The sequence below is a fragment of the Blastococcus sp. CT_GayMR19 genome (assembly GCF_004570385.1).
Taxonomy (GTDB): Bacteria; Actinomycetota; Actinomycetes; order Mycobacteriales; family Geodermatophilaceae; genus Blastococcus_B.
Genome location: NZ_SPQL01000002.1, coordinates 154,619 through 168,990 on the forward strand (window position 1 = coordinate 154,619; position 14,372 = coordinate 168,990).

General features: G+C 66.8%; 12 protein-coding genes and 1 tRNA gene. 4 read left to right on the top strand and 9 right to left on the bottom strand.

The features are described from left to right. Positions 1–38: 38 nt before the first annotated feature. Positions 39–1,217, bottom strand: coding sequence for a cyclase family protein (locus E4P39_RS03410; protein ID WP_135134989.1), 1,179 nt, complete (start codon positions 1,215–1,217; stop codon positions 39–41). Positions 1,218–1,635: 418 nt separating this feature from the next. On the opposite strand from E4P39_RS03410, the gene E4P39_RS03415 reads away from it, so the two are divergent. Continuing rightward, the gene (locus tag E4P39_RS03415; RefSeq protein WP_135134990.1) at positions 1,636–2,400 is read left to right on the top strand and encodes a hypothetical protein; all 765 of its coding nucleotides are present in this window, start codon (positions 1,636–1,638) and stop codon (positions 2,398–2,400) included. 797 nt (positions 2,401–3,197) lie between these two features. Here the strand turns inward: E4P39_RS03415 and E4P39_RS03420 are convergent. The 4 genes from E4P39_RS03420 to E4P39_RS03435 form a co-directional block, all read right to left on the bottom strand. Next, on the bottom strand, positions 3,198–3,800 hold the full coding sequence (locus E4P39_RS03420) for a hypothetical protein (protein ID WP_135134991.1): 603 nt from the start codon (positions 3,798–3,800) through the stop codon (positions 3,198–3,200). Further along, entirely contained in the window at positions 3,785–4,672 is an 888-nt protein-coding gene (locus tag E4P39_RS03425) for a nucleotidyltransferase (RefSeq protein ID WP_135134992.1), read from the bottom strand. The genes E4P39_RS03420 and E4P39_RS03425 overlap by 16 nt, the downstream gene beginning before the upstream one ends. A gap of 281 nt (positions 4,673–4,953) precedes the next feature. Then, positions 4,954–5,847 carry a hypothetical protein gene (locus E4P39_RS03430; RefSeq protein ID WP_135134993.1) on the bottom strand — a complete coding sequence of 298 codons (894 nt, stop codon included), beginning with the start codon at positions 5,845–5,847 and terminating at the stop codon, positions 4,954–4,956. Positions 5,848–6,845: 998 nt separating this feature from the next. Next, on the bottom strand, positions 6,846–8,357 hold the full coding sequence (locus tag E4P39_RS03435) for a hypothetical protein (RefSeq protein WP_135134994.1): 1,512 nt from the start codon (positions 8,355–8,357) through the stop codon (positions 6,846–6,848). A 505-nt stretch (positions 8,358–8,862) separates the two neighbouring features. Between E4P39_RS03435 and E4P39_RS03440 the strand changes: the two genes are divergently transcribed. The 3 genes from E4P39_RS03440 to E4P39_RS03450 all read left to right on the top strand — a co-directional run bounded on the left by E4P39_RS03440 (position 8,863) and on the right by E4P39_RS03450 (position 11,753). Continuing rightward, positions 8,863–9,180, top strand: a complete 318-nt coding sequence (locus E4P39_RS03440; protein ID WP_135134995.1) for a hypothetical protein — start codon at positions 8,863–8,865, stop codon at positions 9,178–9,180. A 1,987-nt stretch (positions 9,181–11,167) separates the two neighbouring features. Then, positions 11,168–11,335, top strand: coding sequence for a hypothetical protein (locus E4P39_RS03445; protein ID WP_245159605.1), 168 nt, complete (start codon positions 11,168–11,170; stop codon positions 11,333–11,335). A 175-nt stretch (positions 11,336–11,510) separates the two neighbouring features. Further along, on the top strand, positions 11,511–11,753 hold the full coding sequence (locus tag E4P39_RS03450) for a helix-turn-helix domain-containing protein (RefSeq protein ID WP_209306320.1): 243 nt from the start codon (positions 11,511–11,513) through the stop codon (positions 11,751–11,753). 845 nt (positions 11,754–12,598) lie between these two features. Here the strand turns inward: E4P39_RS03450 and E4P39_RS03460 are convergent. From E4P39_RS03460 to E4P39_RS03475, 4 genes are all read right to left on the bottom strand, one after another. Continuing rightward, on the bottom strand, positions 12,599–12,874 hold the full coding sequence (locus E4P39_RS03460; RefSeq protein ID WP_135134997.1) for a hypothetical protein: 276 nt from the start codon (positions 12,872–12,874) through the stop codon (positions 12,599–12,601). 179 nt (positions 12,875–13,053) lie between these two features. Beyond that, positions 13,054–13,126, bottom strand: a tRNA-Ala gene (locus tag E4P39_RS03465). Positions 13,127–13,219: 93 nt separating this feature from the next. Continuing rightward, a complete protein-coding gene (locus E4P39_RS22555) occupies positions 13,220–13,861 on the bottom strand; it encodes a hypothetical protein (RefSeq protein ID WP_209306321.1) in 642 nt (213 codons plus the stop codon). 86 nt (positions 13,862–13,947) lie between these two features. Further along, positions 13,948–14,361: a VOC family protein gene (locus E4P39_RS03475; RefSeq protein ID WP_135134998.1), complete on the bottom strand. Its 414-nt coding sequence runs from the start codon at positions 14,359–14,361 to the stop codon at positions 13,948–13,950. Positions 14,362–14,372: the final 11 nt, after the last annotated feature.

The following is a 14,372-nucleotide window of genomic DNA, read 5'->3' on the forward strand; positions in this document are numbered from 1 at the left end:
GTTCCGCCGTCCGCTGCTGACCCGGGACTTGCCTGGCGTTACCTCGGCTGTCCGAGCGCGGCCGGCGGCGCGTTGCCCGCGGTTGCGCCCTTCGCGTACTGCGGCGTCGTCACGTAGACGAACTCGTGGACGCCGTCCGCCGCGAGCTCGTCAGTGATGATGCCCTCGCCGATCCGGATGCCGTTCTTGACGAGCAGTTCCTGGTGCACCGGGAACGCGGCCTGCACCACCGGGTTGCCCAGCACCTCGAGCGCCCAGGAGTCCGAGCCGATGATGGCGGGGCGCCGGTCAGCCAGGTAACGCGCTTCGGCCAGGTAGATGCCCGGCTCCTGGGCCAGGTAGCGCTCCGGCTCGCTCCGGGCGATCTTGTTCCAGCCGGTCCGCAGCAGCACGACGTCGCCCGGGTGGATGCGTCGGATGCCACCCCGGGTCGCCGCGGCCTTCAGGTCCGAGATGGTGATCCGGTAGTTGTCGTGCAGCACCGGGTCGCCGTCCTTGCTGCGCGCCAGCGCCTCGCTCGCTCCCTCGTCGAGCTTCAGGCCCAGCACGTCGAGCAGGATGCCGCGGGTGACGATCGGCCCCATGTTCTCGCTGCCGAGACTGGTCGTCCCGCTGGGCGTCGCGATGTCCGGGCCCTGGAAGCCGTTGTAGAAGGTCGGCCCGACGCCGATGTGGTTCAGCCCGTCGAGCTGGGTGACGATCTGATAGGTGTAGCCCTGAGGGAAGCGCTCCTCGTGGATGCTGACCCGGTTGGGACCGAGCGGCTCCGGGCTCTGCAGGATCCCGCCGCCCTCGGTGAAGCCGGCGGGCGGCTGGTACCCGAGGACGGTGAGCCGCTGCTCGTACAACCGCGGCGGCGTGGTCTGGAAGGCCGGAAAGCCGTTGGTCATCAGCTCGCCGAGGTTGTACGTCTTCACCGGAGAGCCGTCGGCCAGCAACTGCAGGGCGGAGGCGGTCGTGGCGGCCGTCACCTCGTTGAACGTGCCGCGCTGGTCGGTCGGGCCGTAGCGGGACGGCGCCCAGCCGCCGCCCTCGGCGAAAGCCACGTCGAACATCACGTCGTCGTAGCCCTCGCCGTCCATGGTCTCGCCGGGTCCGGCCGCAGCGGCCGGCGACGCGGCGGACAGCCCAGCGACGCCGAGAGCGGCCGCCCCGGCGAGCCCGAGAGCTGAGCGGCGGGACAAGGCGGTGTGGGCCAGGAACTGGTCGGGACGCATGGTGCTCCTCAGGACGCAGGAGCTCGACCGTACGGGGACCGGTGTGACGCAGGCAACACTCGTCCCGCACCCGACGCCTGAACTGACCGACGGACCCCGCGCCTGCTCGACGCCCCCGAACGGCGCGGCGCCAGCGACGGCCCCAGCGGAAGCCACCGACGCCCCGATCGAGAAGGGAAAGTCGGCCGCCATTGCGCCCGACGATCGAGCCGTCATAGGAACCGCCGCGCCACCCCGGCCGACTGGTTCTCAGTTCTCCTCAGCTCGCTCCGGGCCGGATCGCTACGCACAGGCAGTCGAGCAACGACAACTGCTCGGGCCGGGTGCACGCCGCCGGATCGGCGGGTCGACCCTTCGGCCTCCGTTCCGGAACGTCGGCTGACATCCTCGAGCTGTCGCCAACGGACAGGAGAACCACATGACCGGCAGCTTCAACTTTCCGAAGCCGGAGTTCGACGTCGAAGCGACCGTCGAGCGGGCGATGGCGCTGATCAACCGGACCCTCCAACCCTCGCTCGAGGAAGCCCAGAAGGCCGTTGACAAGGTCCGTGCGAGCAAGCCCCTGGTCGCACCGGTAGACCTGGTCAGCCAGGTGACGCGGGGAAACCGGATCAGGGCGGCGCGAGCGGTGTCCTTCTCCCTGCCGTCGATTCTTCCGGGTGTCGGAACGGCCATCTCGGCCGCTGCGCTCCCGGTCGCGTTGCGGGAGGTCCTGAAGGAGTCGGTGAGTGCAGCGGTCAAGGTCGGACTGCTCCACGACAGAGACCTCACTGACCCTGAACTCACTCGCATTGCCGTCCTCCTGGTCCTCACGGAGGGTGCGGTCAAGCTCGACAAGACCGGGAGGATCCATCCCGACGCCATCCTGGGACGCCATGCCTCGCTGGTGGGTAAGCCCGCATCCTTCGACGCCCTGGCGGCGCTGACGGAGAAGGAGCGACAGGAAATCTCCGCCTCTGAGTCGGAGATCCTGCGGGCATGGGCGCTGGCGGTCGGGCCGCCACTCCTGGCCGGGCTGCTGCCTTTCGGCGTAGGACCGATGGCCGCCGCCAACTACATGCAGTACGTCCTGAGGGGCACGATCGCCGCCGCGGCGAGGGTCTTCGGGCCGGCTGCACCCACGCCGGCAACCGTCGAGGAAGTCCCCGAGCGTGAGATTCAGCAGGAGGACAGCGACTCCTAGCCAGCACGTCAGCCGTTCCGAGGGGGTGGGAACTATGGCCCCCCCGTAGAGGGGCATGCCTGCAGTTGCTCTTCCGCCGCCGCCCACTCGGCCGTGCACTGCACCGCTGTCTCGACGGCCTGCCAGGTGCGGCACATTCCGGTGTCGAGCTGTACGACTGTCCGCGGACGCTGAGCGGCGAACAGTCCCAGGTGCCCGCATCACCCGTCCGCGTCGCGGTGGTGACGCAGTCGATCCGCTGTCCCGGACGCCTGACGTCGAGTCGTCGACGGCGGTCCGACTTGTAATGGCGCAGCTGGTCGAAAGCGAGAAAGCCCCGCTCACAAGGGTGGAGCTGAGGGGACTCGAACCCCTGACCCCCACACTGCCAGGCCGACCTGACGGCGTTCACCCAAGTCCGCCGGAGTCCGGAATGCCTGGTGAGCAAGGGGTTCGCCGCTTCACCGAACAACCGCGAACGAGCGCGAACCAAGATCGAACTGGGCCAACTGCAACCACAACTGCAACCACTCCGACCATTGCTGAGCCTTGCTGAGGAGTTCTCATCGAGAGCAACCCGTGAGCGGTGTGGGACTTCTGGCGGGGGTCGGTGACGTCCGCCGAAGATGGCAAACGCTGGTCACTGCTGCGCGGAGCGCGCGATACTCAAGGCGGGCACTACTTCGTCCCGGCGCGGTTGACGAGCGGCCCGCCACAGCCGCACGACCGGGTGCTGCCAGCACGGCTCTGCGCGGTCACGAGCCCCTCATGCGCAGGGCTGTTGGTCACCGCCCTCGTGGGCCGCCGGTCGCTATTCATCACGACTGAGTCAGCTCCAAGGTGCCCTGGCGCCCACGGTAATTGTAGTAGCGACCGGTGGCAGTGTGATCAACAGCATCGATGGTCAACTCGGCCGTCCCGTCGTGATCGTTCATGTCAGGCTCGGCAAAGCCCGGCCGAACGGTGTTGCGGTATACGTACGTCAATTGCGCCCGATGCTGCCCAACGTCGCGCAGTGCGGCAGCTAAGGAGATCGAGTCGGACGACTGCGGGCTCAGCACCTTGAGCCGCACGATCAACCGGGTCCATGTCTGTTCAATGTCAATGGTGATTGGCAGCTCGGTGTTCTGGTAGGAGCTGCGCAGTCGACCCTCGTAGTGGCCACTGACGACGGGTGTATTGATCACGCCAGTAACCCTCAGAAGCGGCCAGCGCCACGCCCACTTGTCGACGACGCCGTACAGGATGCCGAAGACCGCAGCCACTGTTGGAGCGCTCACGAGCCACGGTGGACCCAGCCCCACCTTGTCAGAGACAGTGTTCGCGGTGATTGCGAAGATGACTGCCAGGAAGGCAATGAGCCCGAAGGCGCGAAGCCGATCCCCTGCGAAACTATAGGCATGCATTAGAGGAAGTCCCACAACGTTTTGATTGTCTTGTGGGCCAAGTACTCGTTATGGTCGCCCGGATCAGTCTTGAAGAGCCAGTGGATGTCGTCACATGACTTAATGGTGGCTGCCAGTTCACTAGCACTAAACGACTGCAGCCAGCTGAGGACCTTGATGACGCGCTGTGTGTCGTCGCTCGTAAAGTAGCTGGTCGGAGCGTTGTAGGTCAGACACTCCAGCAGGTAGCCAGGGGCGTCCTTCTTTCCGACAAGACCCGCGTCCACCGCCGCCCGGCGCAGGCGCTTGATCTGTCGCACCGTCGGCTTGTAGAAGTTGGAACACTTGCGGTTCTTTGCTTCACCGTTCTTAATGTGCTCCTTTGGATAGTTCACGATGCGTCGGCCGCTGAGCGGCTGAATCGAGATGCCCTCGATGAAGCGCGGCTCCCCGTACGCCGGGAAGGATTCGTACAGTCGATGCTGCTGGGCAGGAACCACGTCGGCGTCAACGTAGCCACTTTGCTTGTCGACGCGGATGCACTTGTTCCGCGGATGCACTCGCTCGTAGCCGTAGTACGAGTTCAAGGCGTCGGTCACCGCCTGGCGCAGTCCCTCCACGGAGGTCGTGGCCGGCGAACTCACGGCGTTGTACCGCACGATCTCGGGCACCGTGAGCCGTCCGATGTCCGGCATGTAGGCAGACTTCATCATGACGACGATGTCGACGTCGGAGTCACCGCGCGTGTTGGTGTGGTTTGCGTACGAGCCCTGCAGGAAGACTTCCGGCTGATACGCCTGCACGGCAGCCGACCGCGCCAAAGCCGTTTTCACCGAGGCATAAGTTGCCTGGGCTGCATCCTGAGCCCCCGGCTGAGTCCAATTGCGCAGTTCGACAGCAGTAGCCAACCGTCATCTCCTTCGCAGCTTATGCCACGTTGCATTCCATTATATGCCCGTATCGCTTAATCCGAAGTGCTTTCGTTTGCCGCCTCTCATAGACCGAGTGTCCGCGTGGGTGCCGCGCACCCGGCCAGGCTGACACGGGGGTCTGACAGATTGCGGGAGCCAACGGTGCGGCTGCATCGACTTGGCGCCGACCACGAGGCCGCTTGACCCGTTCCGCGGAAGTGCGTGCGTCGCTGCCATCAGTGCGTCTGAACGACCCTTCCAGGACGGTCTGCGGCGTCTTACCGTTCTCGGGAGAGCAGTCCAGCGCCGAACCACTGCACGAGCGTTACGGCCAGGGAGACGGCGACGCTTGCCTCCTCGAAGGACACGTCTCCCGGCGCCGAAGGCTGCCCGCCATGTCGGTCGTGCTGGCCGTGCCACAGAAGGCGGATCATCCCGACGAGCACCTCTCGGGACGGAGCTCCCTCGTGCTCTCGGGTCATGGGCAGGCGCCAGTCCCCCTGCTGCTCAACGTCCCGCAATATCGTCCCGAGGGTGGCCTTCTCGTTCTTCGGTGATACCACCGAGACTGCAGCGTCTTCCACCGCGAGGATCGCCAGCCGGTACGCCTCGCTCGAGTTCGGCTCTATCCCATAGAGCGCCTCCCACGCCTTCGCCAACCGCGCACCCGCGCGACCGGCACGCTGCATCACCGAGTCGGCGGCAACCTGGACGCCGGCCGGCACACGTCGAGCCAACCCCGGACGTCCTGCCCGCTCACCCACTTCCCACGCACTGCGGCTGCAGAGAAGCACCTCGGCGAGCTCGTCCGGCTTGGCGTGTCCGCCGTGCGCCAGGAGGTAGTCAACGATCTGCAGAGGATGCGGGTGCTCGTGCAAAGCCGTCATCGCGGCCGTCAGATGTCTGTGCCCCGTATCCACACTGACTGCGGCTGCCCTCAGCGTCGGGAGGGGGATCCGCAGTGTCTGACACATGCGCTCGGCCAGGGCGCTGTCGAGCATGGCGACTGAGCCGCTTCCGTCCGGGTACCTGCGGCGAACGGTGATCCCCTGACGCACCCACGCCCACATCGCGCTGGACATCCACTCGGGTACACCGTCGTGCAGCGCGTCGTATTCGGCGATCTCCTCGTCGGTGCCGACACCCAGCGGCCGCCACGTCTCCTCCGTCATGCACCCGAGTCTGCCAAGCCGATCCGGCCAGCTCGACCGAACGGCTCGGACCCCCGGTCGCGTTTCGAGGGAGCGAGCCCTCAGCTCACCGTCGTCCAAGGCTCACGCGGTCGGGCGTGGAGGCGCCAGCGCTCGGCTGGACGCGACGGCGTACCGACTCTGCATCGCGTCCTGTCCCGGCTTCGGCGCAGCCATCGTGTGTCCCTAAAGCCGCCTTCAGAGACACCTCGCAGCATGCCAAGCGGGCCCTCATCGATGGGTCCTAGCCAACGCTCCATCACTGGAGAAGCCCCAAGATCAACAGGGACACACGTCTTGCATCTCGGGCGGCGGAACGCGTTGTGACAGGTTGCCTGCAGGGCGCCGCTCACCGTCCCGAGCGTGACCAGGAAGGAAGCCAACCGTGCCCCAACGGATCGACCGTGGGATGTTGCAATTCCGGCTACCGCCAGATGAGGAGGTGTCGCCGCCCCATTGAACGGCTTACCCACCTCCCGGGTGGCTCCTCGTCGCCCGCAGGGTCTGGAGCGCGTTGCAGCGTCCGGCAGCCGATCGTCTATCGGTACGGCCTGCCGCAAGGTCGGGCCAGGATGGGTAACCAGCGTTACGCGGGTCTTGGCTGACGGGCGAACCGCACAAGCGCATGCTGCGTCCCATCCCACTGCCGATCCCCAGTCACATGACCGCGAGGCAGTCGGAGCAGTTCACGTCGCTCTCGTTCGAGGTCCACACGTCGCCGCTGCGCTTCGCGCACGCAGCTCGTGTCCCCGAGCTGCCCACGTCGTAATGGATGAGGGCGGTGTCGGGGTCGGGCCACTGCCAGCAGTTGGGGGACGTGATCGGGGAGCAGTACGCCTGGTCGTGGCGATCCGCGTAGTTGCCCCCGTCAGCGGTAGGACGGCCGCAGCGTGGACAGTCGTTGGTGGCCATATTGACTCCGTTGGTGATGAGGAAGATGTGACGGTCCGCCCGCGCACCGTGGTGCCGCGCCAGGCGCCCTACTCGTCGTCGGCCGCGGCGGCGACGCCCTCGGCGGACCCTTGAACCATCTCCAGAGCAGGTCGGTAGATGAACGGGACCCAGTAGTCGCCGAGCCGCGGCTCGAAAAACCCCACCACCACCAGCTGGTCCGCGATCTTCGCCGCCTCAGCCTCCGACACGCCCCACACCGAAGCGAGGCTCGCGTCGTTCTGGCGCGACTTCTGCCCCTCCATCTTCTCGATGTACGGCCGCAGGCTGGGGTGCTCGGCATACAGCGTCTGCGTCAGGCGCGCCTTGGAGACCGCGGGCAGCGCGTCCTTGAACGCCTGGCCGACGAAGACCGCGCCAGCCTCGGGGGCGGCCTGGCCGGTCTCGAACCGGGTCAGCTGACTGTTCCGGGTCTCTGTCAGCAGGTGGATGAGCTCGCGTGGAGCGTTCTGGCCAGTGCCGTCCTTGGTCCGGGTCAGGCACCAGTCGATGGTCGCAGGTCGCCGGCTGCCCTGGTCCACCTGCTGCGGGAACACCTGGTAGAAGAACGCCTTCTGCCTCTCGACGTCCGAGAGGACCTCGTCGTGCCCCACGCCGTAGTGCTCGCGGAGCGACTCGCTACGCAGCAGCCGCTGAACCGCGAGCCGAACCAGCGTGTTCTCGTTCCACTCGATGCGGAGGTCTCGCGTGATGTGGCTGGCCTCCCGGAATCCGGTCACGGTGATGGACTCCCAGATGTCCGACCGCAGGAAGATCTTCAGGTCCACGAAGCTGCGGGTCTGGAGGTCCCGGTAAACCCGGAAGAGGCCACGCAGGGCGTTGGCCTCCAGGTCGGCCGAGTCGGCGAAGGCGATGTCCAAGCGGTCCAGAAGGATCCACATCGTGTAGCCGGCCTTCTCAAGCGCGTCCTCCGCGAAGTCGTACAGCTCGTCGACGTAGAGGGCGCCGGCCTTCCTCTGCTCGGAGCTGGGCTCGGCGAACGTGATCTTGGGGACGACCACGGGCACGCCGCTCGCGGGGTCGACGGTCATGCTTGCCTCGACCGAGGCCACCGGCCGGAAGAAAGATTTCACGAAATCCATGGCGATCCGGACGAGCTGGCGGCGCGGGGCGTCGGCCGGCGGTAGAAGATCGGCTTCCTGGAGCTTGGCTAGCAACTTCGCAGCTGGGTCGTTCTTCACCTCGTACTCGGCGAGGGTCTGCGCGATGAGCGAGAGGAAGTAGATCTTCCAGAGGCCGATGAACTCGGCCTCCGTCGTAGGCGGCTCCTTCTCAACCTCGGCGAAAGCGGTGTCGCCCTTGGGATTCTCGGCGGTCGCGAGCAGGACGCGACGGTCGAAGAACTCACTCTCCCGGGACATGAGCATTGAGTAGATCGCGCTCTTGCCGCCTCCCTTGGGCGCGAAGATCACGTCGGCCTCGCCCTCGTAGACCTTGCGCCAGTTCTCTGTCTCGACGAAGTAGGCGGCGAGTTCCTTCGCCTCGTCCTCCGCTACACGCGAGCCCATCGAAATCGACTGCACGACCTGCTGAGCGTCCACGTTCCCCCGCTCCCTTGCCCGACTTCCGTGACAGGAGTGTTTCAGATCCCGCCGACAGTGGGACGAAGTGCGCGGGCTGGTCGTTCCGGGAGGAGCCGAGCCGCGGCGACATCCTCGGCGACCCGACCGTTGAAGGCGCCCGTCCACAGAGCATCCCTCGTGGGACACCGGCCTGCGGTCGCCGTCACGCGCCCCGAGTTAAGCCCTTCCAAAGAGTCTTCCAGTTTCCGCTGGCGCCGAGCGAGGCTCACGCCGTCTCCCGGCTGGTGCCCTCCTCACGCAGCTGGAGATTCCAAGATCACGAGGCGACACACCTCATGCATCTGCGGTGACGAGACTCGTTGTGACCGATAGGCAGGCCGCCGCGCTACCTGTTCGAACGGGTAGTCCGACTGACTTGGACCCGCCCAATTGCGCACGGCGTGCGCGTCAGGCGCTTCCGGGAAAGTACGGCCCGCCGTGTCTCCAAGCGGCCCACCATGGGACGGCTCATAGGGTGGGGGCTGTGCTTCGCCGAAAGAGACTGAAGATCGATGACCCAGGTCTTGTTTGGCCCTACTGGTCGGTCGACCTGCCAGGCCTGTCTGAAGCCAACGCGAAGCGCGTCATCGCGTGGTCCGCCCAGGAGAACCTGGCGCTCGGCGGCAGCGCGGTCGATCCGGCCGGCTCATTCACATCGCACATCGACCGTGCGATGGCCGAGTCTTTGCGTGATGGGTTGCGCATCGCACTCGATTCGAAGGCGTTGAGCGAAGAGCAGCGGAGCATGATGACCGGCTTTGCGGAGACGTTGGACGAGTGGCTAGCCAACGCCACTCACTGACCCCGAATCTCGCCTGGGAGGGCAATGTGCGCCCGGAGCTCGCGTCGCGCATGTCCGTTGAGCCACCCTACGTCCCTGAGCGGCTCACTCTGGGACAACTCTGCCGGGCGTAAAGGGCTGCCTTCCTCCGCGCCTGCATCCTAGTCCTGTCTCAAATAGAGCAACTCACCCTTGGTGCTTAGCGTCACGGCACGGAAGAATTCTTGCGTCCTTCGATACGCGGACGCACGTCCGACTGTTCGGACCACAGCGCGCTCAGGGTAGCTGTATACAAGCGTCCCTCGTTCTCGAAGTCTTGCCGCCAATACTGATCTGGAACGCTCATCTATAACCTCCCTGCCCAGCCACGGATATTCCCTACGCTTCTCCGGGATTAGGTCACTTAAGAGGCCAGGGAGACTGTCGGGGGACCCGATCGCATCTCGAAACGCGGACCACTCGGCTTGATCGAGGATTCCGGCCCACGGCATGGCGGGATTCCGCAGGTGGACGAGCCGAGGCACGAAGTGGCTCTCACGGGGAACTTTCTGTATGTCGCCATTTACTCGTATCCAGCCTTTGCCCCAAGCATCCGTGAAGGCAACTACGACGAAACGAGGAATTCCCATTGCCCTGTCCTCTTTCCCGTAGCGGCGAACCGTAACCCCTTCCGGCGCGTGTTGCACGTTGATGGTGATGCGTCCATCAGGTGGAATCTGACCCACTCGCGAGGACAGGTGAACATAGTCCACCCACCCACTCTCGGAGGGCACGATCGTGACGTTCCAATCGTAAAGAGCGCCCTGTGACCCGTTTTGAACAGTCAGCCCTCTAACCCCTTCACCCGCTGAGGACGCACTGTCGCCGTCGTGACCGTGAACTGAGTCACCGATTGTCGTCCACTTCGCCCATGCTGTGACTCTCATTGCTTCCGCGCGCTCTTCATGCTCACGTTCGGCTCTCCTAGTGCGAATGAACTGCCATACGGTGACCGAAACGGCAGCAACGGCACCGAGGCCAGAGACCCAATCTCCGAGAGAGCCGACCGCGTCGATATCCAACGGACCCCAGGGTCGTCGACCCACGGCCCATAACGTGACGAAGACCGCAACGAAGCCGATCAGGATCGCGACCATTGCAATCGCGCTCTTGGGCCATGCGGCCAAGGCTGACCTTATGGCGCGGATCCGATTGGTTGACCTTGCAAGCCGCCGCATTGACCGATGTTAGCGCTCCGCCGTTGCATGAAACCGTGTCTAGCTCCGACTAGTTCGCACAGCAGCCGCCCGGTCAGATCTTCCGTTGCGGGGGGCATTGGGCGGTGATCCGTACAACGCGGTCCAGTCAAGCCGTCACGTGCGGTTGAGATCCACCGTGCTGGGTGGAGGCGTCGTTCAGGCCCATCACCAAGGCTGACGAGGCGGGCCTTGCAGAGACGGTCGCGACCGAGTGTCGTTTCCAAAATATTGACGTTAGGGGCGACGCAGATGGCCCTCTTGCGACGCGCCTAGTGTCCCTCGAGCCGCCTTCAGAGACACCCTTGCCCAGCCAGCCAGACCACCGCTGCGGCGACTCCCGCCGACGCCGAGTCACCCGGTATCCAACAAGATCAATGAACGCGCGTCATTCACCAAGGGTGCTGCAGCTCGTGGTGACGGATTTCTGGAGACTCGTCCGGAGCCTTGACGGCATGGGAATCAGCGGCAGCAACGGATACCGAGCCCGGCGGCGGGAGCGCGAGCGGCAGCGCCGTCAGCAAGCCGAGCGGACGACGCCGAGGGCCCGCTCGGAGCAGGCCGCGGCGGAGGCGCACCGTCCCGAACGGAGGACCGCGGCGACGGCCTGCGGGTGGCGCGGTGGACTGATCACGCCAAGAAGCCGGGGGCCTATCCCGAAGTGCTGCTCGGCTACCTGTCGGCACCGCTCCTGGGAGCAGGGAAGGGCTGCTGCCTCCGGTCTGTCCGCGGTGGAGCTTGTAGAGCGGCGCGTCGAAGTCCAGGTGCCTCTCGTGCCCACCCGCCGCGACTGGCCCAGAGTGCTCGGCGACCTCGCAGGCCAGCTGAACGACGGGCGGGTCTACGACCGCGACTTGCCCGCTCTGGGGCGGGCCCTGCAGCCCGTACTGGAGAACTACCGGCGACGTGCGCACCTCACCGGCGCTCCCGACCTGCACTGAACCCGAGCTCCAGTACTTCTGCAGTAGTAGGAGGCAGCGGCTCCGGTCTCCGAGTCGGCGACGGTCACCATCGGATGGCCTGACTGGTAGGGCACTGGAGATGTTCGGCAGGCCGCTCCCCCACCGTCGTGCGCAAGCCTCCACGTAGCACGCGACTGATCCGGGAGATGTCGGCATGGATGATCCGCAGCCGCTTCGGGACGTCATGGCCGCCGACCGTCTCCTGCTCACGCCCGAAGAGGCCGCGACGGTCCTCGGCATCGGTCGCAAGACGGTGTACGCGCTCATGAAGCGCGGGGAGCTGCGTGCGGTACACATCGGCCGCAGCTGCCGGATATCCCAGGCGGAGGTCGCGAGCTACGTGCGCCGGCTCGATGCTGCCCGGTCCCATCCACAGCCTTCGCCGGATGCCGCGTGAATCCACAGCGGGCCTGCCCCTTACCTGAGCGCTCCAGCACACTCAGGCTCCGAGAGAGCGACAAGGGGTAGCGGATGGCGGGACGGGCGTCGAACGGTGAGTCGACGATCTACAAAGGCGCCGACGGGCGCTGGCACGGCTACGTCTCCGTCGGGTTCACGCTCGGCGGCACGCTCGACCGCCGGCACGTCAGCAGCAAGAACCGCAGCGTGGTGGTGGCGAAGGTCCGAGAGCTCGAACGCAAGCGCGATTCCGGGACGGTCGGCGAGACGTCGACCCCGACCGTCGCCTGGTGGCTCGAGCACTGGCTGACCACCATCGCCCCGCGCCGGGTGCGACAGCGAACGCTGGAGAGCTATGAGTCGGCCGTTCGCAGGCACCTGATCCCCGGCATCGGACGGCACCGCCTCGACCGGCTGCGGCCCGAACACCTCGACCAGCTCTACACCGCCCTGCTCGACGACGGCTACTCCCCCGCCTCCGTGCTCCGGCACCACCGCATCCTGTCCCGGGCCCTCACGGTCGCGGTCCAGCGCGGGCACGTGCCGCGCAACGTCGCTGCGCTCGTCGACCCGCCAGCCCAGCGGCAGAGCGACCTGGCCACGGCTCTGGATCTCGACGAAGCCCGCGCAGTCCTGGAAGCGGCCTCCACCGTGCGCAACTCGGCCCGCTGGACGGTCGCGCTGGCCCTCGGTCTGCGCCAGTCCGAGGCGCTCGCGCTGCAGTGGAAGGACATCGACCTCCTCAACAACACCCTCACGGTCCGGCGCAGCATCCACCGGGTCCGCGGCGGTGGCCTGATCTACGAGGAGCCCAAGAGCAAGCGCAGCCAGCGCACCCTGGCACTACCGCTGCCGCTGGTCGCCGAGCTGCACCGCCACAAGGCCGTCCAGCTCGGTGAGCAGATGCTCGCCGGCTCCGAGTGGCAGGACGAGGACCTGGTCTTCGCGCAGGCCAACGGTCGGCCGATCGACAAGAAGACCGACTACGACGACTGGACGCGGCTCCTGCAGGAGGCGGGCGTCCGCCACGTCCGCCTGCACGACGGCCGTCACACGGCCGCGACACTGCTGCTCAGCGAGAACGTGCATCCACGTGTCGTCATGGAGCTGCTCGGCCACAGCCAGATGCGCACGACGATGGACATCTACAGCCACGTCATGCCGGCACTGGCCCGCGAGGCGGCGGACCGGATGGGCGCCCTGCTGCTGACAGGTAAGGGCATACAAACTGCAACCAGAACTGCAACCACGGAGTTGGTTGAAAGCGCACAGGACGAAGAAAGCCCTGCTCAGATGGGTGGAGCTGAGGGGACTCGAACCCCTGACCCCCACACTGCCAGTGTGGTGCGCTACCAGCTGCGCCACAGCCCCTTGCCGACCCGGTCTGGTGTGTCCGAGCCGTTGCCAACTGTACAGGGCCGGGTGATCCGGCCAGCGCAGGGCTCCGGCCGCGTCCGGCGGCCGTCAGTCCTGGGCCTGGCACCACGACTGGAGGTCGTCACGCACTCCGCGCCAGGGTGCGGCGTCCTCCTCGTCCAGCGTCGCCCGGCTGTCGAGACCGCCCCGTAGAGCGATGACCGCGTTGATCGCCGGAGCCGCGGCCGACGGCAGTCCGCCCTGACTGCTGGCGGCCGTGCGGGCACGCTCGATGTGGGTGAGCATGTCCGCTGACGCCGCGGCACGGCTGCCCGAGCCGGCGGCCTCCGCGAGCGCCACCACCTCGTACCGGATCACCGCCTCGGTCAGCGCGTCGAGGACGTCGGTGCACGCCGCGGCGAGCGGACTGACGGATTCGGCCGTCGCCCGGGAGCCCGGTAACGGCAGCGCCGCCTCCCCCCGCGGCGCGGGGGCGGGCGCGGCGGGTGCCGGGTCCGGGGCGGCCGGGGCCGGATCCGGGGCGGCAGGGGCCGGGTCCGGGGCGGCCGGTGCCGGATCCGGAGCAGCCGGGGCCGGGTCCGAGGCCGCGGGCGCAGCGCCCGGCGGCTCGCTCAGCTCCGCCGACGACGAGGCCGCCTCCGGATCCCGGTCGTCCGCGGTGCACGAGGGCAGCGCCACCGTCACCGCCACGAGCACCGAGGGCAAGAAGAGTTGCCGGCGTGCGCGCATACCCGAGCCTGGCACCGCGGATCGGGCCGCGCAGGGTGGACGGCGCCCGGTCAGGAGGCGCCGTCCACCCGACGGCACGCGCGCGGTCAGCCCTGCTTCATCTGCGCGATGCGCAGGTGGTTGCCGAAGGGGTCGCGGAGCCCGAAGTCGATGCCGTAGGGCTGGTCGACCGGCTCCTCGGTGATCTCCACGCCGTTCGCCTTGAGTTCCGCATGGGTCTTGTAGGCGTCGTCGCACTGGAAGAAGAGGTGGCCGCCGGCCGCGCCCTTGGTGATGAGGTCGCGCACCTGGGCGGCGGTCTCCTCGCTCATCGACGGCGGCCCCGGCTTCTCCAGCAGGATCGCGCGGTCGGGCTGCCCCGGCAGGTTGACGGTCAGCCAGCGCATGGGGCCGAAGTTCATGTCGGCCTGGACCTCGAACCCGAGCTTGCCGACGTAGAAGGCCAGCGCCTGGTCCTGGTCGGGAACGTAGATCTGGGTGATGGTGATGGCGTTCAACATGCCGCGAACGC

Excerpts from the sequence above, each read along its gene's own strand:
- E4P39_RS03410 (WP_135134989.1), bottom strand. The coding sequence starts at position 1,217 with ATGCGTCCCGACCAGTTCCTGGCCCACACCGCCTTGTCCCGCCGCTCA.
- E4P39_RS03415 (WP_135134990.1), top strand. The coding sequence starts at position 1,636 with ATGACCGGCAGCTTCAACTTTCCGAAGCCGGAGTTCGACGTCGAAGCG.
- E4P39_RS03430 (WP_135134993.1), bottom strand. The coding sequence starts at position 5,847 with ATGACGGAGGAGACGTGGCGGCCGCTGGGTGTCGGCACCGACGAGGAG.
- E4P39_RS03450 (WP_209306320.1), top strand. The coding sequence starts at position 11,511 with ATGGATGATCCGCAGCCGCTTCGGGACGTCATGGCCGCCGACCGTCTC.
- E4P39_RS22555 (WP_209306321.1), bottom strand. The coding sequence starts at position 13,861 with ATGCGCGCACGCCGGCAACTCTTCTTGCCCTCGGTGCTCGTGGCGGTG.
- E4P39_RS03475 (WP_135134998.1), bottom strand. The coding sequence starts at position 14,361 with ATGTTGAACGCCATCACCATCACCCAGATCTACGTTCCCGACCAGGAC.